A 25394-nucleotide genomic window follows, 5' to 3' on the forward strand; every position below is an offset into this window, starting at 1 on the left:
GCGCGCGACAGCCATCCCTTGCATAGCAAAAAGCCTTGCCGCGAATCGGGCAAGGCTTTTTGCTGTTCCCTCCAAACATATTAAGCAAACAAAAATTGCCTTTTTACTAGATTAATAGTAGATAAAAACCTTTTGCGTCTTGCTATTCCAAGTTACCTTGCCGCCGAGGAAGCTGCCGACGGCGCGAACGCTGACGTAAGCCGAACCGTCAAGCAGCGTGAATTGGGTGACGGGGAAGCCGTTGACGTACGGCATGCGGGTTGCCGCGTTCCACGTGACGGTGGCGCCGAGCGATTCGCCGAGCTGCCTGAGCGGCGCGTAGACCGTGCCGTTGCGGTTGCGTCCGTAGGCGGCGAGCTTGTCGTTGACGACGACCTTGACCGTATCTTGTTCGCTGATCGGCTGCACGGCGCCGACGCCGGCATAACGGTCGAAGAACGATTCTTCCATGGCATTCAGATCGACGTTGCCGGCAATGCCGTCCACGGAACCCGTCGACGTGTATTGGAAGACCGCCCACTCGTCCCACGTATCGTTGCCCATCGGTTTGTTCGTGCCGTAGTGGGCGATCCAGAGCGGCCATTGGCCGAGCTCCTTGCCCAGGTAACTCTTGGCGAAGCTGGCGCCGGAGTAAACCATGGCGTCATGGCCCGTCAATCGTTCGACCTCCCGCAGCCACTGCGCGCACCAGTCCGTCAGTTCGTCCGCAGGTACTTCCGAAGCATCGCCTTCGACGTCGAGAACATGGGGAAAGTCCGCTTTATAGCCGGCGATCGCGGAGACGAAATGCGCGGCTTCCGCCGCGGCATCGTTCGATTCCGGATGCGCGTAATGATAGAAACCGACCTTCAGTCCCGCCGCGGCCGCGTTGACCGCATTGGACGGCAGCGTCGAGTCTTTGAAACCGCTGCCTTCCGTGGCTTTCATGAATGCCCCGACCACGCCGTCCGTCCGCACCTTGTCCCAGTTGACGATGCCTTGATGATGCGAGACATCGATGACTTTCACGTTGCTTTCGCTTCTTGCTTGCATGCAATCACGGCTCCTTCGCTATGAAATGTCGCCTCTTGATAGTTTATGAGCTTGCGAGAGCCTGCGTTCTAGGGAGAGTGCCTCTTTAAAACGGGGGAGAGCGGTATTGGCCGAATAGCTGCTCCCTGCCTATGCGAAGGAGGCCCATGTCGATTCGGAAGCGTTCATCCCGAGCCGCGTCTAGGCTTAAAGTTGTCTTTTAAATCTGAAAACGATTGCATAAATAAACAAATAAAGGAAATTATCGACGCCTCCAGAATAAACATAACAGACCAAGCGTGAAGAGGTTCGAACCGGATACCGCCATCCGGCTATCCGACGGGGGTGTCTGCCAGTGATGTTATTGTTCGCCATGCAGTTGTTGACGGCGCTGATCGTCCTGCGGATCCGGCCCATGAGGGAAGCTTACCGCTGGATCGTCGCCGATTTGCTGCTTTGCTGCATGTGGGATGCTTCGTTCATTATCCGCGATACCCTCGTGCCGTTCCTCCATGCAAACGAAACGGGTTCGGAGGGACTGCATCATTTGCTGCTCCGGAGCAGCATCCCGCTCGAATTCGTCGGCGAGGTCTTCAATCCGTACGCGGGTCTGATGTTCGCGATCACCTATTCCGAGCTGGCCGGGAGGAGACTCAAACGGGCGTTTTACGTCGTGCTGCTTGCCCCATGCGTCTACATGGCATCCGTTACGCCGTTCCGGCCCGAACTGGAGCTCGATTATACGCGAATGGTGCCATGGGTCGGCGTCTATTATGCGGCCATCTTCGCGCTGCTCGTCTTCACCGCCGCGCGACCCGCGGATGCCCGGGTGAGGCGCAATCGGATATTGACCGCTTGCGTATGCATTCCCCCGATGCTGGGCGATTATTTATTCAATCAGTTGGCGCAGGCCTATCATTTCGGCACGCGGGAGTACCGGCTGCTGGAGGCGATGATCCTGCTGTCGTTTCTGTTGTTCGTCGGATTTGCGGCGCGTTACGGCGTGTTCGGGGTGCGGATTCTGATTCAGAAATCGCGGCTTGACCACACGCTGCGTTCCATGAATTCGGGAACCGCGCTCTTGAATCACGCCATGAAAAACAGCCTCGTCAACATCGAGCTGTTGGCAGGACGCGCGGAGCTGGCCCACGCGGCGGCAAGCGATGACGGGAAAGGCGGCGATCTGGCCCGCATTCGCGAGGAAACGCAGGGGCTTATGGCCATGATCGACCGGATTCATAAGCAAAGCCAGGATTTCGAGATGAAGAAGGCGTCCGAGAACATTGCCGAGCTGCTGAGCGAAGCGGTCGAAGCCCTGAAGCCTAGGATGGAGACGCAGGGTGTCGAGCTCCGTCTGCGCTTGGAAGCGGCGCCGGACATTCACGCGGATCGAATTCACGTTCAGGAGATGTTCCGCAATCTGCTGACCAACGCAATGGAAGCGATGGAAGCGGGAGCGGGGATATTGGAAGTGGGCTGCGAGGCGGAGGGCAGGTGGATCAGAGTCAGAATCAGCGATAACGGCAGCGGGATCAGCAAGGAAAACCTGCCGCTCGTCTTCGATCCGTTCTTCTCGACGAAGCGGCGGTCGGATAACTTCGGCCTGGGACTCTCCTACTGCTACATGGTTGTCAAAAAGCATAAGGGGCATATCGCGGCCAGCAGCGAGAAAGGGAAAGGCACGACCTTCGTCATCCGATTCCCGCTCGGAGAGAAACACGCATGGATGTCCGGCAGGTCGCGTTCCCTGCCTATTTAGGCTCGCGGACCAGACGGCTTTTTAACGGTACCAGCACATTCAGCACGCCCGTTATGTCGCGCCCGCTCACGCCGGATTCAATCAGCGCGTCGGTCATATGTCCTAGTACGTCGTCGAAGTGTTTGGCGGTGATGAAGAGATGTTCGTGGGACTGGGTCAGGCTTCGGGCCGCATAATAGTCGGGACCTCCGGTCGCGAAAGAAATGAATATCCGCTGATGCTCGATCAGCTTGACGATATCGATGCCGCGAAAATACGGTTCAAGCTCCGCGTCGGTTTGCACGCGGCGGTAAAAGCGTTCCACGACCAGCCCGATACCGGCTTCCCCGCCGAGCCGTTCGTACAAGGTCCGTTGATTCGCGTTGCCGGCGTCTGTTGCGGTTTCGTTCCCCATGTTTTGCCCCCTTGTACCTTAATGCTCTTATTGTAAAAAATAACCAACCGATATGGCAAGCATGATTTTGCCCGGAAAGGAGTCGAAGCGGCCGCTATGGAAGCCATTCGCCTGTTCGTCTGCGACGACGACCCGCTGTTTCGCGAGCTGCTGGTCGACATGCTGTCGCGGGAGGACGATTTCGTCATCGCGGGCTCGGCCGCTTACAAGCATCAGCTGTTGCGGGCGGTCGAGGAAGCCGAGATCGACGTGCTGCTGCTCGACATCAACCTGACGGGCAGCAATTTCGATGGCTTGGAGGCTGCCATGGCGCTGCAATCGTCGCATCCGGAGCTGCAAATCATCGTGCTTTCTTCGCTGGACGAGGAAGAGGTCATGACGCATGCCATCGCGTACGGGCGGGTGCGCAATTATATCACGAAGGCGCATTATCGGGATATTCCGAATGCGGTCAGGGACGCCGCGGCCGGACAAAGCGGCTTGCATCATTCCTCGGCATCGAAGCTGATGAACCGCGTTGCCTCGTCTTATGCGGAGGAATTGCGGCGCAAGCTGACGCCGCTGCAGAAGGAAATCCTCCGCCTTCTTCAAGAGGGGAAGAGCCGGCGCGAGATCGCCGATCATCTCTTCTACAACGAACAGTCCGTCAATAACGAGCTGTGCAAGATCACGAAGTTGATCAAGGGACGGTTTCCCTACCTGGAATGGCTGCGAATCAAAAAGCATAACTGGCAGCATTTGCTGGAAATGACGGTGCAGCTGCGGCTGCTGGAATAACGGCGCCAACAAGCCGGAGCTGAGCGCTCCGGCTTAAGGCATTAGACGAGACCCGGCGGGTCGGGCTGCGGGTTGAAGGAGCGGCTGTCGGCGGATCGGGCGACGACGCCCGGCGGATCGGGCTGCGGATTGAAAGCGACGGAACGGCTGTCGGCGGATCTGGCGACGGCACCCGGCGGATCGGGTTGCGGGTTGAACGACGGGGCCGCGATGGCCGCCATGCATAATGTAGCCGTCAGGGCTGCGAGCTGCAGCGTGCGTGAGCTTCTCGTCATCGCCTTAACCGACCGTTTGCACGTTGACGGTGTAGTAACCCCAGTCGCCGCTGCTGTTCGTGATCTTGACCGTGACCGTCGTCTTGACGGAGTCGGCGGAGAACAGGATTTTGTAGCCGAGCTCCGTGAGCTGAACATGCACATGTTGGCTCAGCGGGCCGGTGACTTCGATGGTCTGCGCATCGAACCGGTAAGCGATCGGCAGCACCAATTCTACGGGGCCGTAAGCGCCCGGTGCCAAATATACGTTGCCTAGGAAGTGGTTGACGCGCGGCGCCTGCGGGACGACGATGCCGGGTTGGTTTTTCGTAATGCCGCCGTCGTCTTTCGTTTGCGCGTTGACGGCTGCCGGCACCATCAGCATGGCCGCGGCTGCGGCACCCAGGATCGTTGCTTTGAATTTGTTGTTCATTGTTATTTCCTCCTCGAATTTGTTTCCCCTGTGGGGTTCTCCTTGCTACGCCTTTATCTTAAGCCGTAAGCGCCGGAGAAAATATACTGGCAAATCCGAGTATTGACAATGCGCCGAAGGACGGTTGCGCCGGAACGAAAAAACGACCCGCAGCGGGTCGTTTTTTCGTAAGCGTTTATCGTAACGGCCGAATCATGGGCTACAGCATATCCGTGTCAATGATCCGCCAATGGTATTTCAGCGTGCATTCCAGCTGGGGCTTATCCTTGAGACGGATCAGCTCGACGATTTTGCGGTGCTCGGAGTTGACCTCGTTCAATACGGCGGCGAGCTTCCGTTTATCTTCGCTGGAGTAGGACTGCCGGACGAAACTGATTTTGAGCGAGTGCATCATGTCGATCAGCAGCGGATTGTCCGATTTGCGGATATAAAGTTCATGGAATTCGTACTGATCGGCGTGATACTCGGTGAAATTCAGGCGTTCTATGTCGCGATCCATTTTATTCACGAGTCTTTCCATCTCCGCAAGATCGCTTTCCTCCAGACGATCCACGGCCAGCGTGGCGGCAAGCGCATCCAACGTGCCGATGATCCGCGAGAAATCGATCTTCTTCTTCGCGTCGAAAGCTTTCACGGTAAACCCCCGCCGCGGCAAATATTCCAGCAGGTTGTCGGAGGTAAGCTGAAATAACGCTTCTCGGGTAGGCGTGCGGCTGATGTCCAGTTTCTTGCAAATTTCGGCTTCGTTGATTTTATGGTTGGGAAGGAGGGTGCCGTCTTGAATCTTCTCCGCGATGTAATTGTAAACGTGGTCTTTGAGCGATTGATACTTTGGCATCTGCATGAAAGCTTCTCCTTTCAACCGGGATAACCTATTACTTCGGCTATGTATATATAATAGTCTATTTTATCATTGCTATACTTCGTGTTCAAGCAATGTTATTCCAGTTTGTGTTAGGTTTTATCACGCGAATTAGCAAATCTATCATTATCGGCCCTATTACAAGAGGAAATATATTGTAGAGTTCGAGGACTGATGTTATAATCCATTACATCGACAGGTGAATATTGTATTTTGTATACAGATTTCATTGAAAACCTGACGGGGGAATCGGGCAAGCGAAGGCCAAAAAGAAGAGGAGAGATGAGAACGTGAAGAAGATGCTGCTGGTGATGATTGGGCTAATGGTGGTTCTGACCGCCTGCGGGGAGAAGAAGAACGAAGGCGATTCCGGGAATGCCGGGGCCGCGAACGCCAACGCAACAGCCGATGCGGGCGCTTCCGAACCGGCCGGACAGAAGACGCTCGTGCTGGGGACGAGCGCCGACTACGCGCCTTATGAATTTCATAAAAACATCGACGGCAAAGACGCGATCGTCGGCTTCGATATCGAGATTGCCAAGGAAATCGCCAAAGACATGAACGCCGAACTCAAGATAACGGACATGGATTTCGACGGCTTGCTGCTTGCGTTGGATACGGGCAAAGTGGACATGGTCATCTCCGGCATGACGCCGACGGAAGAACGCAAGAAGAACGTGGACTTCTCCGACCTTTATTATTTGGCGGAGCAGGCCGTGCTGGTGAAGAAGGATCAAACCGCGCAATACAAGACGCTCGACGACTTGAAGGGCAAGAAAGTCGGCGTGCAGAAGGGTTCGATACAAGAAGGCATCGCGCAAGAGATCGAAGGCGCAAAGCTGACGTCGCTGGCTAAAATCCCGGAGCTGATCCTGGAATTGACGAGCGGGCGCTCGGACGCGATTATCTTGGAGAAGCCGGTCGCCGACCAGTATGTCAAGACGCAGACCGACCTCGTGGTGTCGGAGGCGAAGATCGTGCAGTCCGAGGATGAAGCGGGCGCCGCGATCGCGATCAAGAAAGGCAACCAAGCGCTGGTGGACAGCGCCAACGCCACGATTAAACGCTTGAAGGACGGCGGCGACATCGACCGTTTTGTCGTCGAAGCCAATGAGCTTGTCGGGGAATAACGAACGGACGGAGTAGGTGGACATGCATTTCGATTATTCATTTTTGGGCGAGTATTGGCCGACTTATCTGCATGGCGCCTGGTATACGCTGCAGCTGTCGTTCTTCGGCGTGATTCTCGGGACGCTGCTCGGCGTCGGGTTCGCCTTGCTGCGCATCTCGCGCGTCCGGCTGCTGCAGTTACTGGCTGTCGCTTATATAGAAGTCATCCGCGGCACGCCGTTCATGGTGCAGATTCTCATTATCCACTTCGGCTTGACGGAATTCGGCATCGACCTGCCTCCGTTCATGTCGGCGGTCGTCGCGCTGACCATCAACAGCGCCGCTTATATGGCCGAAGTCTTTCGGGCGGGGATCGAAGCGATCGACAAAGGCCAGACGGAGGCCGCTCGCTCGCTCGGCATGACGCGCGGCATGACGATGCGCCTGATCGTGCTGCCTCAAGCCTTTCGCAGCATGCTGCCGGCGATCGGCAACGAATTTATCGTCATCATTAAGGATTCCTCGCTCGTTTCCGTTATCGGCATCGCGGAATTGATGTACTCCGCGCGCACAGTGCAAGGGATCACCTATCAGCCGATGGAGCCGCTCATCGCGGCCGCGGCGGGTTATTTTATTCTCACGTTTATGGTCTCTAAATTGTTGGGCGCGCTGGAAAGGAGGCTGAGCAGTCGATGATCAGGGTAAGCGAACTGCGGAAGTCGTACGGCAAGCATGAAGTACTGAAGGGGATCGACGCCGAGATTCGGAAAGGCGAGGTCGTGGTCATTATCGGTCCGAGCGGATCCGGCAAGAGCACGTTCCTGCGCTGCCTCAACCGTCTCGAGGAGCCGACCTCCGGTGGCATTTATTTCGAAGGGCGGATGATCACGGGCAAGCAGGCCGACTTGAACGCCACGCGCCAGCAGATGGGGATGGTGTTCCAGCATTTCAACCTGTTTCCCCATATGTGCGTGCTGGACAATCTGACGATCGGACCGCGCAAAATCAAGAAGCTGTCCAAGGACGAGGCGGAGACGATCGCGGTCGACCTGCTCCGCAAGGTGGGGCTGGAGGATAAGCGCGACGCGTTTCCCGGCAGTCTCTCGGGCGGTCAGAAGCAGCGGATCGCCATCGCCAGGGCGCTGGCCATGCAGCCCGACGTCATGCTGTTCGACGAGCCGACCTCCGCGTTGGACCCGGAAATGGTCGGGGAAGTGCTGGACGTCATGAAGCAGCTGGCGATGAACGGCATGACGATGGCGATCGTGACGCATGAAATGGGCTTCGCGAGGGAAGTCGGCGACCGGCTTCTGTTCATGGACGGAGGCGTCATCGTGGAAGAAGGCGTTCCGAAGGAAGTGTTCCTTCAGCCGCGGCATGCGAGGACGCAGGAGTTTTTGTCCAAAGTGCTTTAGTGAATTAACGCGTTCATTAGAAACGTATTCCGGATCATGGTTGGCGATGTCGAGTTTTTATACCACTGTATGTATATTGTATACAAATGAAGGGGTGCATTCAGATGAAAGTCGGCGAATCGGGGATCGCCATCGCGCTTGCGGACCGGTACGGCGCCCATAATTATCATCCCTTGCCCATCGTGATCGCGAGCGCGTCCGGCGTCTGGGCGGAGGATCCCGAAGGGCACCGTTACATGGACATGCTGAGCGCGTATTCGGCGCTGAATCAAGGGCATCGCCATCCGAAGATCATCGGGGCGCTTACGGAACAGGCCGGCAAGGTGACGTTAACCTCCAGAGCGTTCCACAACGAAACGTCCGGCTTGTTCTACGAGAAGCTGTCCCGGTATACGGGGATGCCGCGGATTCTGGCCATGAACACGGGAGCGGAAGCGGTGGAGACGGCGATCAAAGCGGTCAGGCGCTGGGCGTACCGGCATAAGGGCGTGCCGCGGGATAAAGCGGAGATCATCGTGTGCGCGGGCAATTTCCACGGGCGGACGATCACGGTCACGTCCTTCTCTTCCGAAGAGGGCTACAAGCGCGACTTCGGGCCGTTCACGCCAGGCTTCAAAGTCATCCCGTACGGCGACATCGAGGCGCTGGAGCGCGCCATCACGCCGAATACGGCCGCGTTCCTGGTCGAGCCCATACAAGGGGAAGCGGGGATCGTCATCCCGCCGGATGGTTATCTGCGGCAGGCAAGAGCGCTGTGCGACACGCATCGTGTCCTGCTCGTGGCGGACGAGATCCAGACGGGATTCGGCCGTACGGGGCGCCGCTTCGCTTGCGACCGGGAATCGGTCGTGCCGGATATGTACGTGATGGGCAAGGCGCTTGGCGGAGGCGTGATGCCGATCTCCGCCGTCGCGGCGAGCGACGAGATCCTTGGCGTCTTCGAGCCGGGCTCGCACGGCTCGACGTTCGGCGGCAATCCGCTTGCCTGCGCGGTCGCGATCGCGGCGATCGAAGTCGTGGAGGAGGAGGAGCTGGCGGAGCGCTCGGAGCTGCTCGGGAGCTATTTTGCCGACCGGTTGGCCGGGTTGTCCTCTCCGCTGGTACGCGAAATCCGCGGCAAGGGCTTGTTCATCGGGGTAGAGCTGCATACGGCCGCAAGGCCGTATTGCGAGGAATTGATGCGGCTGGGATTGCTGTGCAAGGAAACGCACGAGACGACTATCCGCTTTGCGCCGCCGCTTACGATCGAACGGACGGAGATCGACTGGGCGCTGGAGCGGATCGGGCGCGTGCTCCTGGATGCGGCCACTTAGCCGGGCAAACCGCCGGCTTATCAACGAGAGGAGAGAGGCAGACGCGATGGAAACGAATAGGAATGTATCCGCTGCGGGTACGCAAATGCAAGGCTTGGCCGGCGCGCGGAAGAAAGTCAGGCTGATTCGCGTTCCCTTCTGGCTCGGAGGCGGCAAGGCGGGAACGGATCTAGGCCCGGAGTACATCGTCAAAGCCGGGCTTTCGCGCAAGCTGCGCGCAATGGACATCGAGGTGGAGGACGAGGTGGAGGTAGACTGCCCCGTGCAGCCGCTGCTGACCGAAGCGCCGGCCAGAATCAAATACCTTCCCGAAGTGCTGGAAATGAGCGGGCTTGTCGGCGAACAGGTATACCGGGCGGCGGCCCGCAACAGCTTTCCGCTTATTCTGGGCGGCGATCACAGCGTGGCGATCGGCTCCCTGGCGGGGCTGACCGCCCATTACAAGAATCTTGGCGTCATCTGGTTTGACGCGCATGGCGATCTGAACACGGAGGAGACGACTCCCTCCGGCAATATGCACGGAATGGCGCTCGCGATCGCGATCGGCAAGTCCAAGTTCAAGCTGACGGACATTCCGGGCGCGGGCTCGCTGATCAAGAAGGAAAACATCGTGATTATCGGGGCCAGGGAGCTTGACCCGGGCGAGCGCGAGCTTATCCGCTCGGAAGGCATCGCCTGCTTCTCCATGCACGAGATCGACCGGATGGGGATCGCCGCCGTTATGGAAAAGGCGCTGGAAATCGCCGGAAACGGCACGGACGGCATTCATGTGAGCTTCGATCTGGATTGTCTCGATCCCAGGGAGGCGTCGGGCGTCGGCACCCCTGTGCCGGGCGGGCTGAATTACCGGGAGGCGCATTTCGCGCTGGAACTGCTTTCGGAGTCGAAACGGGTCTCGTCGATGGATATCGTGGAGGTCAATCCACTGCTCGATTATGACAGGCGCACGGCCGCCCTGGCGGTGGAGCTCGCGACGTCGCTGCTCGGCAAGCGGATTCTTTGACCGACCGTAGGGGCGGAGCGAGCATGCTCGGCGGGCTCGCTATGTCGGGAGCGACTCGAAGGCGGGCATCGCGAGATTTGGGATATACGGTAGATATATGTTAGATTTTTTAACTATATTTTAGAATTTGATAGACTTCCCTCTGAAAATGTTATATTATCTAACGCATTAGAGGGATAAAGCGAGTGTCTAAGTAGGTATTGGTTATTAACTAGTAAGTATCTTGTTTAGATGTCATTATACATAACATATATCGTATATTGTGTTATGTATTTTGTATACATATTGTCGATCATAATCGGGCGAGAGACTACAGGGCGAATTCATGCAGCCAAGCCGGCGATGAGATCAGGAAATGGAGTGATGCTTAAAGCGCTGGGAGTTTCACGGATTGTTCGCTATGTAGGCTTTCATTTCTTATGCTTGTTTTCCTTATATGAATCTTTCATCCGTTCGACAAGATTAGGAGGAATACCATGTTCAAGAAAATGATCACGCAACGATTGCTCTCTCTCCTGCTCGTGTTCACGATGGCGGTCGCGACCTTCGTACCGGCAGCTTATGCGGAAGACGCCAATACCGGGGGGCCGGGAACGGTAGATACAGATCCGTCAGCCGAAACGCCGCCGACGGAAGCGCCGCCAGCAGAGACGCCAGCAGAGACGCCGCCGGCAGAGACGCCGCCAACCGAGACCCCAACGACGGAAACGCCGTCTACGGATACACCGTCCACGGAAACGCCGACGACGGAAGCGCCGCCGGTCGATTCGGCAAACGAATCCTTGGTTGCCGCGCTGGATGCGCCGGTCCTTAACTTAAAGGAAGGCGACGTAGGCTACGCGGCTTCGCAATACCTGACGTATCTGTCGACGACGATCGGTACGCGTACCGCGGGCAGCGACCCGGATAAAGCGGCCGGCGACTACATCAAGGGCGAGTTCGAGAAGATGGGCTTGTCCGCTACGAAGCAGGAATTCTCCTACACGAGATCGGGCAACACGGTCACGACGAACAACATTATCGCCACCAAGCCGGGACTCTCGGACAAAACGCTCATTATCGGCGCGCATTACGATTCCGTCAGCTCGGGCGGCAGCATGGGAGCCGACGATAATGCTTCCGGCGTGGCCGTCATGATGGAATCCGCTCTGGCCGTCGCGAGCAAGTCGACGCCGTACACGATTAAATTCATTGCTTTCGGAGCGGAAGAAGCCGGAACGAGAGGCTCGCAGTATTACGTCTCCCAAATGGATGCCGCTGCCAAGAAGAACACGGTGGCCATGATCAACCTGGACAGCGTGGCCGTCGGCGACGACATGAACATTTACGGCAATGCCGGATTCGAAGGCTTCGTGCGCGATCAAGGGCTCGCAATCGCCGACCGTCTGGACTTGAACATCAAGACGAATCCGGGCTTGAATCCCGCATATCCGGCCGGCACGACCGGCGACTGGAGCGACCACGCCGCATTCCGGAAAGCCGGCATCCCTTACGGTTACCTGGAAGCGACGAACTGGACCCTCGGAGACTTGGACGGGTATACCCAGACGGTCCTCGAAGGCGAAGTGTGGCATACCGGCAAAGATAATCTCGCGCATATCATCGAGGTTTATCCGGGCCGAATCGAGGAGCATCTGACCTCCTTCACCAAATTGCTGACGGCGCTGCTGCTCGAGCTGAAGGAACCCGAGATCCAGCCGATCACGCTGAGCGACGACAAAGCCGCCATGACGGAGAAGCGCACGATCGACGTGGAGTTCGAGCTTCCGACCACGTCGGCCGTAACCGACCTGCAGTTCACCTACGGCGGCAAGCCGCTGTCGGATTGGAAGAAATGGAGCACGGCGTCCTCGCCCGCCGGCTATACCGGCGATCCGTTCATTTACCTGGAAGGCACGCCTGTCGTGGAAGGCACGAAGGTCAAAGCCAAAATCACGTTCGATATGATTTACGGCACGGCCGACCTCTCCGGCACGTATCGTACCAGATACCGGGAAATGATCGGCACGCATGACCTGGAGGTTACCGGCAAGACCGGCAACGTCTTCGCGGCGGCGCCGATCAAGCTGAACCCGTACGATTCCTTCCATTTGTACGACGAGATCAAACCGGCGATCGACGCCATCACGGCCAAGGCCAAAGAAGGCCGTTACATCGAAACGCGCGTGCTCGGCCAGTCGTCGCAAGGACGCGATATCTACTTCACCATCCTGGCGAAGGACAAGGCTTCCGTCGACCAATACGTGAACGAGACGCTTCCGGCGATGATGAACGACCCGGCGGGACTCCAAACCCAGATCAAGAGCGGCAAGCTGAGCAACTACAAGGTGCCGATCTGGATCAACAACATTCATCCGGACGAAGCGCCGGGCATCGACGCGATTCTCAATATCTTCGATGCGATGTCGAGCAAAGACACCGTCACGTACGACACGACGGACGAGGCAGGCAAGCCGACGACGGTCACGATCGACGTCAATCAAGCGCTGGATAACGTGATTTTCCTCCTGGACTACACGGAAAATCCGGACGGCCGCTACCTGAATACGCGGGCGAATGCCAACGGCTTCGACTTGAACCGCGACAATTCGTACCAAACGCAGCCGGAAACGCAAATCGTGGCCAGCGAAATCGCGAAATGGTCGCCGACGTCGTTCCTGGATTTCCACGGCTTCGTGAAGCAGTTCCTGATCGAGCCGTGCACGCCGCCGCACGACCCGAACTTCGAGTACGACCTGCTCATCGATAACATGGTGGATCAGGCCAACGCGATGGGCCGCGCGGGCGTAGCCAATACCAAATACGACGTGTATCACATTCCTTACGAAGAAGCCCGCAAAAAAGCGGCGGACCCGGACTATAAGCCGATCGCCAACGCGACGGGCTGGGATGACGCTTCGCCGGCTTACACCGCCGTATTCGCGATGCATCAAGGGTCGCTCGGCCACACGGTCGAAATTCCCGAGCTGAACGAAGATTCGGTAAATGCGCTTTTCTATACGGCGCTGGCTTCGACCAAATACGTCATGGACAACAAGAAAGAGCTGTTCCTGAACCAACTGGAAGTGTATAAACGCGGCATCGAGAACGTCGACAGCTATTCGGTCGATAAATACCTGATCAATGCCAGCAATGAAGTTATCGGCAGACCCCGCGACGGAGAAGACAACTTCTTCCCTGAATACTATGTGCTGCCGGTAGACGCAGGCTTGCAAAAGAATTCGCTCGAAGTCTACAACATGGTGCAGTACCTGCTGCGAAACAGCGTCAAGGTGGAGAAATCCACGGTTCCGGTGACCGTCGGGACGACGGTGTATCCGGCCGGAAGCTATATCGTCAACATGCATCAGGCTAAACGAGGGTACGCCAATCTGGTGCTGTACGACGGAATCGACGTATCCGACTTCAGCGCGATGTACGCGGACATTATCCAAAGTTTCTCGTACATGAGAGGCTTCGACCGCTATATCGTCCGCGACGCGGGCGCGTTCGCGGCCAAGACGACGCCGGTGACCTCGGTTGCCGTTCCGACGACCCAAATTACCGGTTCGACCGTGCATTACGTCATCCGCGACACGAATAACGCGGCATTGCAAGCGGTCAACGAGCTCGTGAAGGCGGGCAAGTCGGTCACGCTGCTGGATAATGGCGGCACGGGCTATGAGAAGGGCGATTTCCTGGTGTCTTACTCGAACTTGAAAACCGTCATGGACAAATACTTGCTGGACGTGGTGCCGTTCGCGGAGAGCGGCAGCAAGGAAGGCAAGGTGCTGAAGCCGATCAAGGTAGCGGCGACGGGCGTTCCCGCGTTCGTGCTGAACTCGCTTGGCTTCGACGTGACGGGCAGCGCGGCAGAGGGCGACGTGCTCGTGAATACGAGCAACAGCAACAGCTACATCAGCGCGGGCACGCCGTATATCGGTTTCGGCAGAAGCGTGATGAATTCCCTGAAGAGCTCGAACTTGCTTACGGGCTTCAACTTCGCGACGACGGGCAACGCGCACGAAGGCTTGTTCGAGACGATGCTGGACCAAGACAGCGTGATTACGGCTCCTTACGAGGAATCGGAATATTTGTACACGGTATCCGGTTCCTATATTACCGCCGTTCCGGAAGGCGCGGACGTCATTGCGACGGCCAGCTCGGACGACGACTTCTACTTGGCCGGCTGGTGGCCGAACCATGATCGGGCAAAGGGCAGCACCATCGCGTTTACGTACAAGACGGATGCCCTGAACGTGACGGTGTTCGCCAATGAATTGACGAACCGCGATCATCCGCAATTCCAGTTCCGTCTGCTCGCGAACGCGATCTTTGCTGCGGAGCCTGCAAAAGAAGGCACGGTCGACGACGGCGACGGCTCGCATCCGGAGCAACCGAACAATGGCGGTGGCGACGGAGGCTATGTACCGCCGGTAACGCCGCCGACCGACCCGACGACGCCAACTCAGCCTACTGATCCTGCCGATCCGACGAACCCGACCGATCCGACAGGACCTGTTACGGCTCCGGAGTTCACGGATCTTGGACCTGTCGCCTCTTGGGCGCAGGATGCCATCGAATCCTTGGCTTCCAAAGGCATCGTCAAAGGCATTGACGACAAGGGCAGCTTCGCTCCTCTGAAGCAAGTGACAAGAGCGGAATTCCTGACCATGCTCGTTCGCGCGTTCGACTTGAAGGCGGAGAACGCGACGATTTCCTTCAGCGACGTAAAATCGGGCGCCTGGTACTACGAGGCTGTTGCGGCAGCCGTCGAGGCGGGCATCGCCCAAGGCGTAGGCGGCGGCAAATTCGATCCGAACCGCCCGATTACCCGCGAGGAAATGGCAATCATGGCAGCGAACCTGCTGCATGTCATCACGGACCTCTCGGCGACGGACGTACCGGGTCAATTGTCCAAGTTCAAAGACCAAGGCAGCATGGCTTCCTATGCGAAAGAAGCGATCGCGCTCCTGACGCAAACGGGCGTCATCACCGGCACGTCGGCGGACATGTTCACGCCGAAGGGCATCGCGAACCGCGCCCAGGCGGCCGTGATTATCAGCCGAATATTGGAACTTGGTTCGGAAGCATAAGGAAAGCGAAAGCATAATAAAAGGAACTGCCGATGCTGGCAGTTCCTTTTATTTGCTCCGCGGGCTTGCCGAACGAAACGAGCCTCCGCGCTTAGAGACCGCAATAATACGGATTAGCTATAATAATGGAAGGAGCATGCTAATTATAGAAGAATGCCGACATGATAGGAATGGAGGGATGGGATTGCTATACATTTCGCAGGTTTACGAGGATGAAGCTTGGTACTTCGAAGTCGATGCGGAGGGTCATGCGGCTTATCGCCAAATCATGCGAACGCGTGAAGGAGAAACGGTTGCGTCCAATCGCAAACATCCCGCATACGGTTACTTTCTTAGCGATCAGGATGTGATCGCAGATCGGGGCGAAGCGATAACGGAACAAGAGTTCGAAGCGATTTGGGAGCAAGCAAATGCCCCGCACAGGGCGGCCTGGAACATCGCGAAACGCGCATTGCCGATCGGTGCAGACGTCGAGGGCACCGTGGAGGTCTTTTACCCGCACGGCGTTATTTGTTCCATTCCTGCGTACGGGGCAGTTGGCTTGGCGAATTACGAAGCATGCAAGGCGCTGGCGGCCGACGAATTATTGACCCGCGGTAGTGGTATTGTGGCCAGCGTAGCCGGGTATGACGAAGTGAATCTGTGGATCGAGCTTCAGGTAAAGCGGCTCGGCGGCCTTTAAGAGAATCGCGTTTCCGTTTGCCGACGGGAAGTTCTCTTCGACGAAACGAACGAATGAGGCCGTGCCGAGCAGCATGCGAATGCGCTACCCCCGCAAAAATAACGCCCCGATGACCAGCGACCCGATGATGCCATACAGCGCGCTCAGGTTTAAATAATACACCAAGACAAAATATCCCGCGGCCAGCAGGAACGGGATGAACGTGATAAAGCCCGGGGTGGTCTTCATGGCGTACTTGGCAAAATCATAGGCGAGCATCGCCATCATGACGAAGATGACGGGCTGGATGCCGCGGATCATGCCTTTAATGTAAGTGTTATTTTGCAGCTTGGACATGACGCCGACGAGCACGATCATGAGCAGCGCCGTCGGCAGCACGACGGCCGCAAGCGCGACGGCGGCGCCTGCCCAGCCGGCGACCTTGAAGCCGATGTAGGCGGCAAGCTTCGTGGCGATCGGCCCCGGCAGCGAGTTGCCGAACGCCAAAGCATGGCCGAAATCTTCCGTCGTCATCCACGACATCCGGTTCACGACCTCGTTCTCGTACAGCGGAATAATCGCTGGCCCGCCCCCGTATCCCAGCATCGTCGCGCGTCCAAACGAAAGAAACAACCGCCATAATTCATTCCACATGGTGTCTCCGTCCTCTCTTCGTCTATCTCTGTTTACGTTGCTTCCGTTCATTTCTCGTAATTTTCATTCTATCTTTTCTCTTTTTTACTTCTCCCCCGAGTAAGCTTGGCGAAAAGTGACCGAAGGTCAGGATGGAGTCGGAGCAGCGAAGCGTTCGCCTTTGCAGATGAATTTCCACCGCTAAAATAAATTCAAAGAAATTCAACTGCAACAGCGAGCGGAGACCCGTCCTGACCGCAGGTCATGCCCTTCCCAAAGCTTACAATTTCATCCCCATGCGGCTCTTATACCGCTTCAGCAGCAGCTGGCTGTCCACGCTCACGATGCCCGGCATCGCGTACACCTTCTCGACGAGGAAACGCTCCATGCCTTGAATCGTCTCGAAAATCCCGTGCATATGCAGCTTGCTGGGCCCGCTCATATGATAGAGGCTGGTCACCTCGGGTTCGTCGGCGAGCTTGGCGGACACGTCCTCGAGGAACTGCGGTTCGACCTCGACGTTGAAGAAGGCCGAGACCTCGATGCCGATCCGGGCGGGATTGATCACGGCCGTGAACCGCTCGATGACGCCTTCGTCCATGAGCGCGGCGATGCGCGTCTGAACCGCGACGCGCGACATGCCGACCAGCTTGCCGAGCTCGGTATAGGAGATGCGCGCGTTCTCGTGCAGCGAGGTGAGGATTTTGCGGTCGGTCTCGTCTAGCGAAACGACGGGCAGCGTGAACGGTTGCGGCGGTTTGGAAGTCACGGTCCCACTCCTTGCTGTCATTTTGAAATCATGTTAGCACATTTAATTTCGAAACGAAAGTATTTTTTGCACATCGCTTTCGGGATGGGGATGAAATCAATTCGCTCATTTTCAAATAGATGGACGGTTGGTATAATATTCGCACATACGCAAAGTCATTCCCAGCTAAAGGAGCTGCGTCAAAATTGTTGAAAGCCGCTGTAATCCGGTGGGCGGTGCCGGGGGATTGGGTGAGACTCGGCGAGCTGCAGGCGAGGAGCTACCACGATGCCTACCGAAAGCTGCTGCCGCATGATTTTTTGAACCGCGTGACCGCGGAGAGCCGCCAATCCGAATGCCGGGAGCGGCTTCGGGAACCCGGACATACCGGGATCCTGCTGATCGATCACAAAGCGGTCGGGTACATAAGCTTGCGTTTTCCGATATCGCCTCGGCAGGGGGACGGCGAGATAACCGCCTTGTATTTGCTGCGCGAATATTGGGGTCGCGGATTGGGGACGCGGCTGATGGACTGGGGACTGGAGCGGCTCCGGGAACGAAGCTGCACGGAGGCCAGCCTGTGGGTGCTGGAGAAGAACGCGGGCGCCCGGGGATTCTACGAACGGCTCGGTTTTCGGCAGGACGGCACGCAGCGCGTCGTCACGCGCGGAGAAGAGTTCGTTCAGCTGCGCTATGAAAGGATGATCGGAACATGAGAAGAAGAAACACGATTTTGGCGCTGATCTTGATCGTGATCGCGGTGGCGTATTTCGTCTATAATCAGTCGGGCTACTATTTCAGCGAAAGTCGCGCGTTGGCGCAAACGGCTTCCTATAGCGGACAGGCGCGGGTGTACGAGCAGGCTCACGGCAGCGACTCGATCGTCATTCTCTCCGACGGGAGCCGCAGCAAAGCGCAAATCCTGCACCGAAAATGGGGTTTCCTCTATACGCCCGGCACGTCGGTGGAAATGGCTGCGCTGGAGGGACGCGAAGCTGTCCGCTATGCCTGGTTTTCGGCCGACGCAAGCAGCCATGACGGCAAGCGCGACATCGTATTCGCGGCGGAAACGTCGGACCCGGCGGTCAAGACGGTCATCGTGAGCAACGATACGCTCAGCCATCCGGCGGACAGCGCGGAAATCAAGAAAAATGCATCCGTCTACGTCGAATTGGACGTGAGCGGGAAGTACGCCATCGCGATAGAAGGGCTGGACGAGAACGCGATCGGCAGCTTCGTCGTTCGCGCGGTGGATCCGGACGGAAAAGTACTGGCGGGCTCTTAGGAGCAGCGCGAAGGTAACGGTGACGGCAGGCAACTGAGCGACTGCCCGTTAGGCAGGATTAGCTGTTTTTCATAGGGGGGTATACATATGTTAGAACGCAAGCCGCTTATTTATTTGATTTCCGGTCCCCCGGGCGCGGGCAAGTCGACGACGTCGCGGGCGATCGCGGAACGGCTGGACAGAAGCGCGATGATCGACGGCGACGATATCTACCATCTGGTCGTAAGCGGGAACCGCAGTCCGTGGGAAAGTCCGTTTCACGTCGGCCTGATGTGGCGGAATATCGCGGCGCTCGCGCGTCATTTTGCCGAAGTCGAGCATGACGTCGTGATCAACTACGTGGTATTTCGTGAGGATATCGAACGGTTTCGGGCGGCGCTGGGCGACGAACTGCTTCGGAGGGTTACGCTGAAATTCATTCTGCTTACCGCCTCGGAAGAAGAGCTGCAGCGAAGAGACGCCGAGCGGGCGCCCGAGTTCCGAATGGGCGAACGCTGCGCCATCGTGCTGCGCGAGCTGCTCGCAGATCATGCCGCTGACGCCGAGCATCGCTTGGATACGACGGCGCTGACGCTCGAACAAGCCGTCGATGCGATCATCGACGGCGCGAGGTTCGAGCTCGTTCATCCCGGCAGCTAGCGGAGCGCCGACCGGCGCATCCGGTCAGGCGCGTTTTTATGCGCCGTTTTCAATTGGGCATACTATCCATTGACGAACGACGCAGCGGAACGACGCACCATCACTTTGCAAGGAGGTCTTATTCATGAACGGACAGGCAAGCCTCGGAACGATCATTTCTTTCCGCGGCGTCACGAAGCAGTACGAGGGCGACGAGGCCGTGCTGAAGAACGTCAGCTTCGAGATCGAGCGCGGCAAGTTCTATACGCTGCTCGGGCCTTCGGGCTGCGGCAAGACGACGATTCTCCGCCTGATCGCCGGCTTCGCGGAGCCGACGCAGGGCGAGATTTATTTCGACGGCAAGGTCATCAACCGCGTGCCCGCCAATAAGCGGCAGGTTAATACGGTATTTCAGGATTACGCCTTGTTTCCGCATCTGAACGTGTTCGAGAACATCGCCTTCGGCCTGCGGATCAAGAAGTTCAAGCAAGCGGACATCAAGGAGAAGGTGCTCGAGGCACTGCGCTTCGTCAACCTTGCCGGCTACGAGAACCGGGAGATCACCGAAATGTCCGGCGGCCAGCGGCAGCGCGTCGCGATCGCGCGGGCGATCGTCAACCGTCCGGAGATCATTCTGCTGGACGAGCCGCTGTCGGCGCTCGACCTGAAGCTCCGCACCGAGATGCAGGTGGAGCTGCGCGAGCTGCAGCGTCGTCTCGGCATCACGTTCATCTTCGTCACGCACGACCAGGAGGAAGCGCTCGCGATGTCGGACGAGATCTTCGTCCTGAACGAAGGCAGGATCCAGCAAAGCGGCACGCCCACCGACATTTACGACGAGCCGATCAACCGGTTCGTGGCCGATTTTATCGGGGAATCCAACATCGTGGCCGGCCGGATGACCAAGGACTTCCTCGTGGAGTTTGCCGGCAAGGCGTTCGATTGCGTCGACCGGGGACTGCAGCCGAACGAGCCGGTCGACATCGTCATCCGCCCCGAGGATCTCGAGATCACGCGCCCCGGCGAAGGCAAGCTGGAGGTGCGGGTCGAGACGCAGCTGTTCCGCGGCGTGCACTACGAGATTCAGTGCGCGGACGAGGCCGGCAACCGCTGGCTCGTGCATTCCACCCGGAAGGCGGAAGTCGGCGAGCCGATCGGCCTGACGTTCGACTCCGAAGCGATCCACGTCATGCGCTATAACGAGACGGAGGAAGAATTCGACAAACGGCTGGAGGCGTATACATGAGTCAAGCCGTATCGGAAGCGCCGGCGCAGGGCGGGGGCCGCGCGTTGTCCCGCTCGCGCAACTTCTATCTCGTGCCGTACCTGCTCTGGATGCTGCTGTTCGTCTTCGCGCCGATCGTACTCATCGTATACGATTCGTTATTCGACGTGGAGGGCGCCTTCACGTTCTCGAACTACGCCCATTTCTTCACGCCCGTCTACATGAAGATGACGTTCAGCTCGTTCTGGTACGCCTTCCTCATTACGGCCTTCTCGCTGCTCGTCGGCTATCCGGCGGCGTACCTGCTCACCAAGACGAAGCATAAGCAGCTGTGGCTGCTGCTCATTATCCTGCCGAGCTGGATCAACCTGCTGCTGAAGACGTACGCGTTCATCGGGTTGTTCGGCACTTACGGCGCGGCGAATGCCCTGCTGCAGGCGATCGGCATCGGCCGGCAGCAGATCCTGTTCACGGATTTCAGCTTCGTTTTCGTATCGGTCTATATTTTCATCCCGTTCATGATCCTGCCGATCTTCAATGCGCTCGAAGAGCTGAATCCTTCGCTGCTGGACGCCTCGCGCGATCTCGGCGCCTCGACATGGACATCGTTCCGGCGCGTCGTCTTCCCGCTCACGCTGAACGGCGTGAAGTCCGGCTGCCAGGCGGTGTTCATCCCGGCGCTGTCGCTCTTCATGATCACCCGGCTCATCGCCGGCAGCCGCATCATTACGCTCGGCACGGCGATCGAGCAGCATTTTCTCGTGACGCAGGATTGGGGCATGGGCGCGACGATCGCGGTGTTCCTCATCATCGCGATGGTCATCATCATGGTGCTGACCGGCTCGCGCGGCAGGACAAGGAGGTGACGGAGCATGAATAGGAAATTCAAAGCATCGCATCTATACCTGTGGCTCGTGTTCGCCGTCTTGTACGCGCCGATTCTGTACCTGGCGTACTATTCCTTCAACAGCGGAGAGACGATGCACGGCTTCGAGGGCTTTACGTGGCATTGGTACGGGGAAGTGTTCGCGGATACGCGGCTCTTGATCATCGTGCTGAACACGGTCGTGATCGCGCTGTTCTCCTCCGCCATCTCGACGATTCTCGGCGTCATCGGCGCCATCGCGATCCATCGGACGCGCAGGCTGCGGCGCCAGAATGCGCTGCTGTCGCTCAACAACGTGCTGATCGTCAGCCCGGACGTCATCATCGGCGCGTCGTTCCTGATCTTCTTCACGATGCTCGGCATCAAGCTGGGCTTCGCGTCCGTGCTCATCTCGCATATCGCGTTCAGCGTGCCGATCGTGGTCATCATGGTGCTGCCGCGGCTGAAGGAGATGAGCCCGACGCTGCTGGACGCCGCGCGCGACCTCGGGGCAACGGAATGGAACGTGCTGACGAAGGTCGTGCTGCCCGTCATCAAGTCCGGCATCTTCGCGGGCTTCTTCATGGCGCTGACGTATTCGCTCGATGATTTCGCGGTGACGTTCTTCGTGACGGGGAACGGATTCACGACCTTGTCGGTCGAAATCTATTCCAGAGCCAGACAGGGCGTCTCGCTGTCGATCAATGCGCTGTCGACGCTGATCTTCCTGTTCACGATGCTGCTCGTCGTCGGCTACTATTTCCTCAGCCGCCGCGGGCAACGCGCGAACGCGGGCCGCAGCGGCCGCGGCGCGGAATGGGGGCTGCCGAACAAATGAACCAATTGCTGCGCATGCTCGTGCTCGTGCTGATTCTGGGGTTTGCCCTGATGTACGGCGCCTCCGCGCTGAACTCGTCCGAGGGCTACTCCGGCGCGAACACGCTGACGATTTACAACTGGGGCGATTATATCGACCCCGACCTGGTGACGGAATTCGAGCAGGAATCCGGCATCAAAGTGATCTACCAAACCTTCGATTCCAACGAAGCCATGATGACCAAAATCGAACAGGGCGGCACCACCTTCGACATCAGCGTCCCCTCCGAATACGCCATCAGCAAGATGAAGGAAGAGAAGCTGCTGCTGCCGATCGACAAATCGAAGCTGCCGAACCTCAAGTACGTCAATCCAAGGTTCATGAACCTCTCGTTCGATCCCGACAACGAATACTCGATCCCGTATTTCTGGGGAACGGTCGGCATCATCTACAACGCGGACATGCTGGGCGGCCGGACGTTCAAGAGCTGGAACGACCTGTGGGATCCGAGCCTGCGCAACCAGATCCTGCTCGTGGACGGCGCGCGCGAGGTCATCGGGTTCGGGCTGAACAGCCTGCATTACTCGCTCAACGACACGAACGAGGCCCATCTGCAGCAGGCGAAAGCGAAGCTGAACGAGTTGACGCCGAACGTGAAGGCGATCGTCGGCGACGAGATCAAGATGCTGCTCGCGAACGAGGAAGCCGCGGTCGGCGTCGTCTGGTCGGGGGATGCTTCCGAGATCATGGACGCCAACGACAAGCTCGACTACGTCGTGCCGGAAGAGGGCTCCAACCTCTGGTTCGACAACATGGTCATTCCGAAGACGGCCCGCAATATCGACGGCGCGCACAAGTTCATCAATTTCATGCTGGATCCGAAGCACGCCGCGCAGAATGCCGAGTACGTAGGGTATTCCACGCCGAACGAGAAGGCGATGGATTACTTGCCCGCGGATATCTCCGGCGACAAGCGGTTTTATCCCGATCCGGAGCTGACGTCGAAGCTGGAAGTGTACCGCAATCTGGGCAAGAAGATGCTGGCGCACTATAACGAGCTGTTCCTTGAATTTAAAATGCACCGTAAATAAAGTAAGTAACTTAAAAAATATGAAAATGCAAGCAGGAGTTTCTACCTATGCGTGCGAAATAGGTAAATAAGGACATATAAAGCGCAGACTGCGCTTTTTTGTCGTCTGCCGGCATGGCGTGTTGCGCGCTAGGATGCGCGTTATATGGGAATGCTGGTAATCAATTGCTTGCCGCCAGGAAAGGAGTGAAAGGGATGAACGACATTCGTCCCGATTTCGTGATGGAGATGACGGTGACGTGGGGGGACTGCGACGCAGCCGGAATTTCCTATTACGCCCGCACGTTCGACTGGTTCACGAATGCCCGCATGCAGCTGCTCGCTGCGCACGGTTTTCCATATATGGACGCTTTTCACCGCGAGGGCATCTCCATGGTCTGCTTGACGGCGGACTGCAAGTATAAGAAAACGCTGCGGCCCGAGGAGAAGATCGCGGTGCACGCGACCTTGACCGAGCTTTCTCGCGCGCGCCTGGCGTTCCATTACCGCGTTATGAAGCTCGATGGACAGCTTGCGGCGGAAGGCAGCACCACGCACGCGTATCTGGACAACGACGGGAACCCGTTCAACTTGAAGAAACGGCATCCTCGGTTGTGGGAACGCCTGACCGCCAATTGGTCGGCCCTCACGGACGAAGAAACCCGTCTGTCATACAAGGAAAGGTGAACGGATAATGGACCGAGAACATCGAATCGTCATCACCGGCATGGGCGCAGTCACCCCGGTCGGCATCGGCGTAACCTCGTATTGGAACAACCTGAAGGCGGGCGCGAGCGGGATTCGCACGATCGGCCGGTTCGATCCGGAGCTGCTTCCGGTCAAGATCGCGGCAGAGGTCAGTCCGTTCGACCCGAACGATTATTTGCCGCGCAAGCTGGCGCTGCAAACCGATATTTTCATGCAGTTCGCGCTGATCGCCGCCGAAGAGGCGCTGGCCGAGAGCCGCATCCAGGCAAAGCCCGAACGGATCGGCATCGTGCTCGGCACCGCGCTTGCGGGCATTTCCACGGCGACGGAGGCGCAGGCGCAGATTACCGCGAGCGGCAGCTACCGGGTAAGCCCGCATCTGGTGACCAAGATGCTCGGGAATATCGCGGCGGCGCATATCGGAATCGCGCATGATTTCAGAGGACCGGGCTATACGCTCAACACGGCCTGCTCGTCCGGAGCGGATGCCGTCGGATTGGCGTCGATGCTGTTGAAGTCGGGACAAGCCGATGCGGTGGTGGCCGTCGGGGCGGAGTCGATTCTGTGCGGATTGATGGATGCTGGCTTGGCTGCTTCCCGCGCGCTGTCGACCCGCAACGAGGATCCGGCCCGGGCGAGCCGGCCCTTCGACCTGAACCGGGACGGCTTCGTCATGGGCGAAGGCGGCGGAGCCGTCGTGCTGGAGACGCTGGACCATGCGCTGCGAAGAGGCGCGGACGTCAAGGCGGAGCTGCTGGGCTATGCCAACACGACGGATGCCTACCATGTCACCTCGTCCGAGCCCAACGGGCGCGGCGAGATCGACTGCATGCGGCTTGCGCTCGAGCGGGCGGGACTGGCTCCCGCGGACATCGATTACGTCAACGCGCACGGCACGTCCACGCCGCTCGGGGACCGGATCGAGGCGATCGCGCTCAAGGCCGTGTTCGGCGAACGGGCGGGAGGCGTGCCGGTCAGCTCCATTAAGGGCGCGACGGGCCACTTGATGGGTGCCGGCGGCGTGACGGAGCTGATCGCCTGCATCCAGTCCATCCGCGAAGGCGTGCTTCCGCCGACGCTCAATTACGAAACCGCCGATCCGGACTGCGATATGGATGTCGTGCCGAACGAGGCGCGGAAGGCTCGCGTAAAGCGGGCAATGTCCAATTCCTTCGGGTTCGGCGGGCAGAACGCGTCGCTGATCGTCGGGGCGTACGAAGAGCAATAAGATGAGCAAAAAGCGGGTACGATCGCAATCCAATTCGTAACAAACGATCTCGCGGTCGATCTTTGCAAGCAATCGCAATCGATCATGCATTCAATCAATCGTACGATCAATCGTACAATCGAAAGGGCGGA

At 58.0% G+C, this 25394-nt stretch carries 25 protein-coding genes; 18 read left to right on the forward strand and 7 right to left on the reverse strand.

What is annotated here, in order from left to right; all coding sequences use genetic code 11:
- Positions 1 to 111: 111 nt before the first annotated feature.
- Positions 112 to 1032, reverse strand: coding sequence for a GH25 family lysozyme (locus AC50YL_RS26120; protein WP_494835833.1), 921 nt, complete (start codon positions 1030 to 1032; stop codon positions 112 to 114).
- A gap of 337 nt (positions 1033 to 1369) precedes the next feature.
- Between AC50YL_RS26120 and AC50YL_RS26125 the strand changes: the two genes are divergently transcribed.
- Positions 1370 to 2770: a sensor histidine kinase gene (locus tag AC50YL_RS26125; RefSeq protein ID WP_494836027.1), complete on the forward strand. Its 1401-nt coding sequence runs from the start codon at positions 1370 to 1372 to the stop codon at positions 2768 to 2770.
- Here the strand turns inward: AC50YL_RS26125 and AC50YL_RS26130 are convergent.
- Positions 2763 to 3164 carry a group I truncated hemoglobin gene (locus AC50YL_RS26130; protein ID WP_494835835.1) on the reverse strand — a complete coding sequence of 134 codons (402 nt, stop codon included), beginning with the start codon at positions 3162 to 3164 and terminating at the stop codon, positions 2763 to 2765. The two genes, AC50YL_RS26125 and AC50YL_RS26130, sit on opposite strands and share 8 nt — an antisense overlap.
- Positions 3165 to 3260: 96 nt before the next feature.
- Here AC50YL_RS26130 and AC50YL_RS26135 point away from each other — a divergent pair, with 96 nt between their 5' ends.
- On the forward strand, positions 3261 to 3941 hold the full coding sequence (locus tag AC50YL_RS26135; protein ID WP_494835836.1) for a response regulator: 681 nt from the start codon (positions 3261 to 3263) through the stop codon (positions 3939 to 3941).
- A gap of 41 nt (positions 3942 to 3982) precedes the next feature.
- Here AC50YL_RS26135 and AC50YL_RS26140 read toward each other — a convergent pair whose 3' ends face one another.
- From AC50YL_RS26140 to AC50YL_RS26150, 3 genes are all read right to left on the reverse strand, one after another.
- Positions 3983 to 4216 (reverse strand): hypothetical protein, encoded by a 234-nt coding sequence (locus AC50YL_RS26140; RefSeq protein ID WP_494835837.1) that lies wholly within the window; start codon positions 4214 to 4216, stop codon positions 3983 to 3985.
- Between the two features lie 4 nt (positions 4217 to 4220).
- Entirely contained in the window at positions 4221 to 4628 is a 408-nt protein-coding gene (locus tag AC50YL_RS26145; RefSeq protein WP_494835839.1) for a hypothetical protein, read from the reverse strand.
- Between the two features lie 199 nt (positions 4629 to 4827).
- On the reverse strand, positions 4828 to 5472 hold the full coding sequence (locus AC50YL_RS26150) for a GntR family transcriptional regulator (RefSeq protein WP_494835841.1): 645 nt from the start codon (positions 5470 to 5472) through the stop codon (positions 4828 to 4830).
- 317 nt (positions 5473 to 5789) lie between these two features.
- Here AC50YL_RS26150 and AC50YL_RS26155 point away from each other — a divergent pair, with 317 nt between their 5' ends.
- The 7 genes from AC50YL_RS26155 to AC50YL_RS26185 all read left to right on the forward strand — a co-directional run bounded on the left by AC50YL_RS26155 (position 5790) and on the right by AC50YL_RS26185 (position 16088).
- Positions 5790 to 6620: a transporter substrate-binding domain-containing protein gene (locus tag AC50YL_RS26155; RefSeq protein WP_494836029.1), complete on the forward strand. Its 831-nt coding sequence runs from the start codon at positions 5790 to 5792 to the stop codon at positions 6618 to 6620.
- A gap of 22 nt (positions 6621 to 6642) precedes the next feature.
- Positions 6643 to 7296 (forward strand): amino acid ABC transporter permease, encoded by a 654-nt coding sequence (locus AC50YL_RS26160; RefSeq protein ID WP_494835842.1) that lies wholly within the window; start codon positions 6643 to 6645, stop codon positions 7294 to 7296.
- Positions 7293 to 8015: an amino acid ABC transporter ATP-binding protein gene (locus AC50YL_RS26165; RefSeq protein ID WP_494835844.1), complete on the forward strand. Its 723-nt coding sequence runs from the start codon at positions 7293 to 7295 to the stop codon at positions 8013 to 8015. Before AC50YL_RS26160 ends, AC50YL_RS26165 begins: the two co-directional genes overlap by 4 nt.
- Positions 8016 to 8119: 104 nt before the next feature.
- A complete protein-coding gene (locus tag AC50YL_RS26170; RefSeq protein ID WP_494835845.1) occupies positions 8120 to 9328 on the forward strand; it encodes an ornithine--oxo-acid transaminase in 1209 nt (402 codons plus the stop codon).
- 46 nt (positions 9329 to 9374) lie between these two features.
- Positions 9375 to 10331, forward strand: coding sequence for an arginase (gene rocF, locus AC50YL_RS26175; protein ID WP_494835847.1), 957 nt, complete (start codon positions 9375 to 9377; stop codon positions 10329 to 10331).
- 476 nt (positions 10332 to 10807) lie between these two features.
- Positions 10808 to 15406, forward strand: coding sequence for a M20/M25/M40 family metallo-hydrolase (locus AC50YL_RS26180; RefSeq protein WP_494835849.1), 4599 nt, complete (start codon positions 10808 to 10810; stop codon positions 15404 to 15406).
- Between the two features lie 184 nt (positions 15407 to 15590).
- Positions 15591 to 16088 (forward strand): hypothetical protein, encoded by a 498-nt coding sequence (locus AC50YL_RS26185; RefSeq protein WP_494835851.1) that lies wholly within the window; start codon positions 15591 to 15593, stop codon positions 16086 to 16088.
- A gap of 84 nt (positions 16089 to 16172) precedes the next feature.
- Here the strand turns inward: AC50YL_RS26185 and AC50YL_RS26190 are convergent, their stop codons facing one another.
- Complete coding sequence (locus AC50YL_RS26190) at positions 16173 to 16721, reverse strand: chromate transporter (RefSeq protein ID WP_494835852.1); 549 nt, start codon at positions 16719 to 16721, stop codon at positions 16173 to 16175.
- 259 nt (positions 16722 to 16980) lie between these two features.
- Positions 16981 to 17469 carry a chromate efflux transcriptional regulator ChrS gene (gene chrS, locus AC50YL_RS26195; protein ID WP_494835854.1) on the reverse strand — a complete coding sequence of 163 codons (489 nt, stop codon included), beginning with the start codon at positions 17467 to 17469 and terminating at the stop codon, positions 16981 to 16983.
- 188 nt (positions 17470 to 17657) lie between these two features.
- On the opposite strand from chrS, the gene AC50YL_RS26200 reads away from it, so the two are divergent.
- The 9 genes from AC50YL_RS26200 to fabF all read left to right on the forward strand — a co-directional run bounded on the left by AC50YL_RS26200 (position 17658) and on the right by fabF (position 25263).
- The gene (locus AC50YL_RS26200; protein WP_494835855.1) at positions 17658 to 18164 is read left to right on the forward strand and encodes a GNAT family N-acetyltransferase; all 507 of its coding nucleotides are present in this window, start codon (positions 17658 to 17660) and stop codon (positions 18162 to 18164) included.
- Positions 18161 to 18733, forward strand: a complete 573-nt coding sequence (locus AC50YL_RS26205) for a hypothetical protein (protein WP_494835857.1) — start codon at positions 18161 to 18163, stop codon at positions 18731 to 18733. The genes AC50YL_RS26200 and AC50YL_RS26205 overlap by 4 nt, the downstream gene beginning before the upstream one ends.
- 87 nt (positions 18734 to 18820) lie before the next feature.
- A complete protein-coding gene (locus AC50YL_RS26210) occupies positions 18821 to 19372 on the forward strand; it encodes an AAA family ATPase (RefSeq protein ID WP_494835858.1) in 552 nt (183 codons plus the stop codon).
- A gap of 124 nt (positions 19373 to 19496) precedes the next feature.
- A complete protein-coding gene (locus AC50YL_RS26215) occupies positions 19497 to 20597 on the forward strand; it encodes an ABC transporter ATP-binding protein (RefSeq protein WP_494835859.1) in 1101 nt (366 codons plus the stop codon).
- Complete coding sequence (locus AC50YL_RS26220; RefSeq protein ID WP_494835860.1) at positions 20594 to 21442, forward strand: ABC transporter permease; 849 nt, start codon at positions 20594 to 20596, stop codon at positions 21440 to 21442. The genes AC50YL_RS26215 and AC50YL_RS26220 overlap by 4 nt, the downstream gene beginning before the upstream one ends.
- A gap of 6 nt (positions 21443 to 21448) precedes the next feature.
- On the forward strand, positions 21449 to 22279 hold the full coding sequence (locus AC50YL_RS26225) for an ABC transporter permease (RefSeq protein ID WP_494835861.1): 831 nt from the start codon (positions 21449 to 21451) through the stop codon (positions 22277 to 22279).
- Positions 22276 to 23349, forward strand: coding sequence for an ABC transporter substrate-binding protein (locus AC50YL_RS26230; RefSeq protein WP_494835862.1), 1074 nt, complete (start codon positions 22276 to 22278; stop codon positions 23347 to 23349). The genes AC50YL_RS26225 and AC50YL_RS26230 overlap by 4 nt, the downstream gene beginning before the upstream one ends.
- Positions 23350 to 23543: 194 nt before the next feature.
- Positions 23544 to 24014 carry an acyl-CoA thioesterase gene (locus AC50YL_RS26235; RefSeq protein WP_494835863.1) on the forward strand — a complete coding sequence of 157 codons (471 nt, stop codon included), beginning with the start codon at positions 23544 to 23546 and terminating at the stop codon, positions 24012 to 24014.
- 7 nt (positions 24015 to 24021) lie between these two features.
- The gene (gene fabF, locus AC50YL_RS26240; RefSeq protein WP_494835864.1) at positions 24022 to 25263 is read left to right on the forward strand and encodes a beta-ketoacyl-ACP synthase II; all 1242 of its coding nucleotides are present in this window, start codon (positions 24022 to 24024) and stop codon (positions 25261 to 25263) included.
- The last annotated feature ends 131 nt before the right edge of the window (positions 25264 to 25394 follow it).

It is taken from the genome of Paenibacillus sp. J22P277, from assembly GCF_059383675.1.

What these genes read in the sequence shown, in the direction of transcription:
- AC50YL_RS26220 (WP_494835860.1), top strand. Translation starts at nt 20,594, where the DNA reads ATGAGTCAAGCCGTATCGGAAGCGCCGGCGCAGGGCGGGGGCCGCGCG.
- AC50YL_RS26235 (WP_494835863.1), top strand. Translation starts at nt 23,544, where the DNA reads ATGAACGACATTCGTCCCGATTTCGTGATGGAGATGACGGTGACGTGG.
- AC50YL_RS26135 (WP_494835836.1), top strand. Translation starts at nt 3,261, where the DNA reads ATGGAAGCCATTCGCCTGTTCGTCTGCGACGACGACCCGCTGTTTCGC.
- AC50YL_RS26150 (WP_494835841.1), bottom strand. Translation starts at nt 5,472, where the DNA reads ATGCAGATGCCAAAGTATCAATCGCTCAAAGACCACGTTTACAATTAC.
- AC50YL_RS26205 (WP_494835857.1), top strand. Translation starts at nt 18,161, where the DNA reads ATGAGAAGAAGAAACACGATTTTGGCGCTGATCTTGATCGTGATCGCG.
- AC50YL_RS26170 (WP_494835845.1), top strand. Translation starts at nt 8,120, where the DNA reads ATGAAAGTCGGCGAATCGGGGATCGCCATCGCGCTTGCGGACCGGTAC.
- AC50YL_RS26145 (WP_494835839.1), bottom strand. Translation starts at nt 4,628, where the DNA reads ATGAACAACAAATTCAAAGCAACGATCCTGGGTGCCGCAGCCGCGGCC.
- AC50YL_RS26190 (WP_494835852.1), bottom strand. Translation starts at nt 16,721, where the DNA reads ATGTGGAATGAATTATGGCGGTTGTTTCTTTCGTTTGGACGCGCGACG.
- AC50YL_RS26225 (WP_494835861.1), top strand. Translation starts at nt 21,449, where the DNA reads ATGAATAGGAAATTCAAAGCATCGCATCTATACCTGTGGCTCGTGTTC.
- AC50YL_RS26165 (WP_494835844.1), top strand. Translation starts at nt 7,293, where the DNA reads ATGATCAGGGTAAGCGAACTGCGGAAGTCGTACGGCAAGCATGAAGTA.
- rocF (WP_494835847.1), top strand. Translation starts at nt 9,375, where the DNA reads ATGGAAACGAATAGGAATGTATCCGCTGCGGGTACGCAAATGCAAGGC.
- AC50YL_RS26130 (WP_494835835.1), bottom strand. Translation starts at nt 3,164, where the DNA reads ATGGGGAACGAAACCGCAACAGACGCCGGCAACGCGAATCAACGGACC.
- AC50YL_RS26180 (WP_494835849.1), top strand. Translation starts at nt 10,808, where the DNA reads ATGTTCAAGAAAATGATCACGCAACGATTGCTCTCTCTCCTGCTCGTG.
- AC50YL_RS26155 (WP_494836029.1), top strand. Translation starts at nt 5,790, where the DNA reads ATGCTGCTGGTGATGATTGGGCTAATGGTGGTTCTGACCGCCTGCGGG.
- AC50YL_RS26140 (WP_494835837.1), bottom strand. Translation starts at nt 4,216, where the DNA reads ATGACGAGAAGCTCACGCACGCTGCAGCTCGCAGCCCTGACGGCTACA.
- AC50YL_RS26125 (WP_494836027.1), top strand. Translation starts at nt 1,370, where the DNA reads ATGTTATTGTTCGCCATGCAGTTGTTGACGGCGCTGATCGTCCTGCGG.
- AC50YL_RS26230 (WP_494835862.1), top strand. Translation starts at nt 22,276, where the DNA reads ATGAACCAATTGCTGCGCATGCTCGTGCTCGTGCTGATTCTGGGGTTT.
- fabF (WP_494835864.1), top strand. Translation starts at nt 24,022, where the DNA reads ATGGACCGAGAACATCGAATCGTCATCACCGGCATGGGCGCAGTCACC.
- AC50YL_RS26215 (WP_494835859.1), top strand. Translation starts at nt 19,497, where the DNA reads ATGAACGGACAGGCAAGCCTCGGAACGATCATTTCTTTCCGCGGCGTC.
- AC50YL_RS26160 (WP_494835842.1), top strand. Translation starts at nt 6,643, where the DNA reads ATGCATTTCGATTATTCATTTTTGGGCGAGTATTGGCCGACTTATCTG.
- AC50YL_RS26210 (WP_494835858.1), top strand. Translation starts at nt 18,821, where the DNA reads ATGTTAGAACGCAAGCCGCTTATTTATTTGATTTCCGGTCCCCCGGGC.
- AC50YL_RS26120 (WP_494835833.1), bottom strand. Translation starts at nt 1,032, where the DNA reads ATGCAAGCAAGAAGCGAAAGCAACGTGAAAGTCATCGATGTCTCGCAT.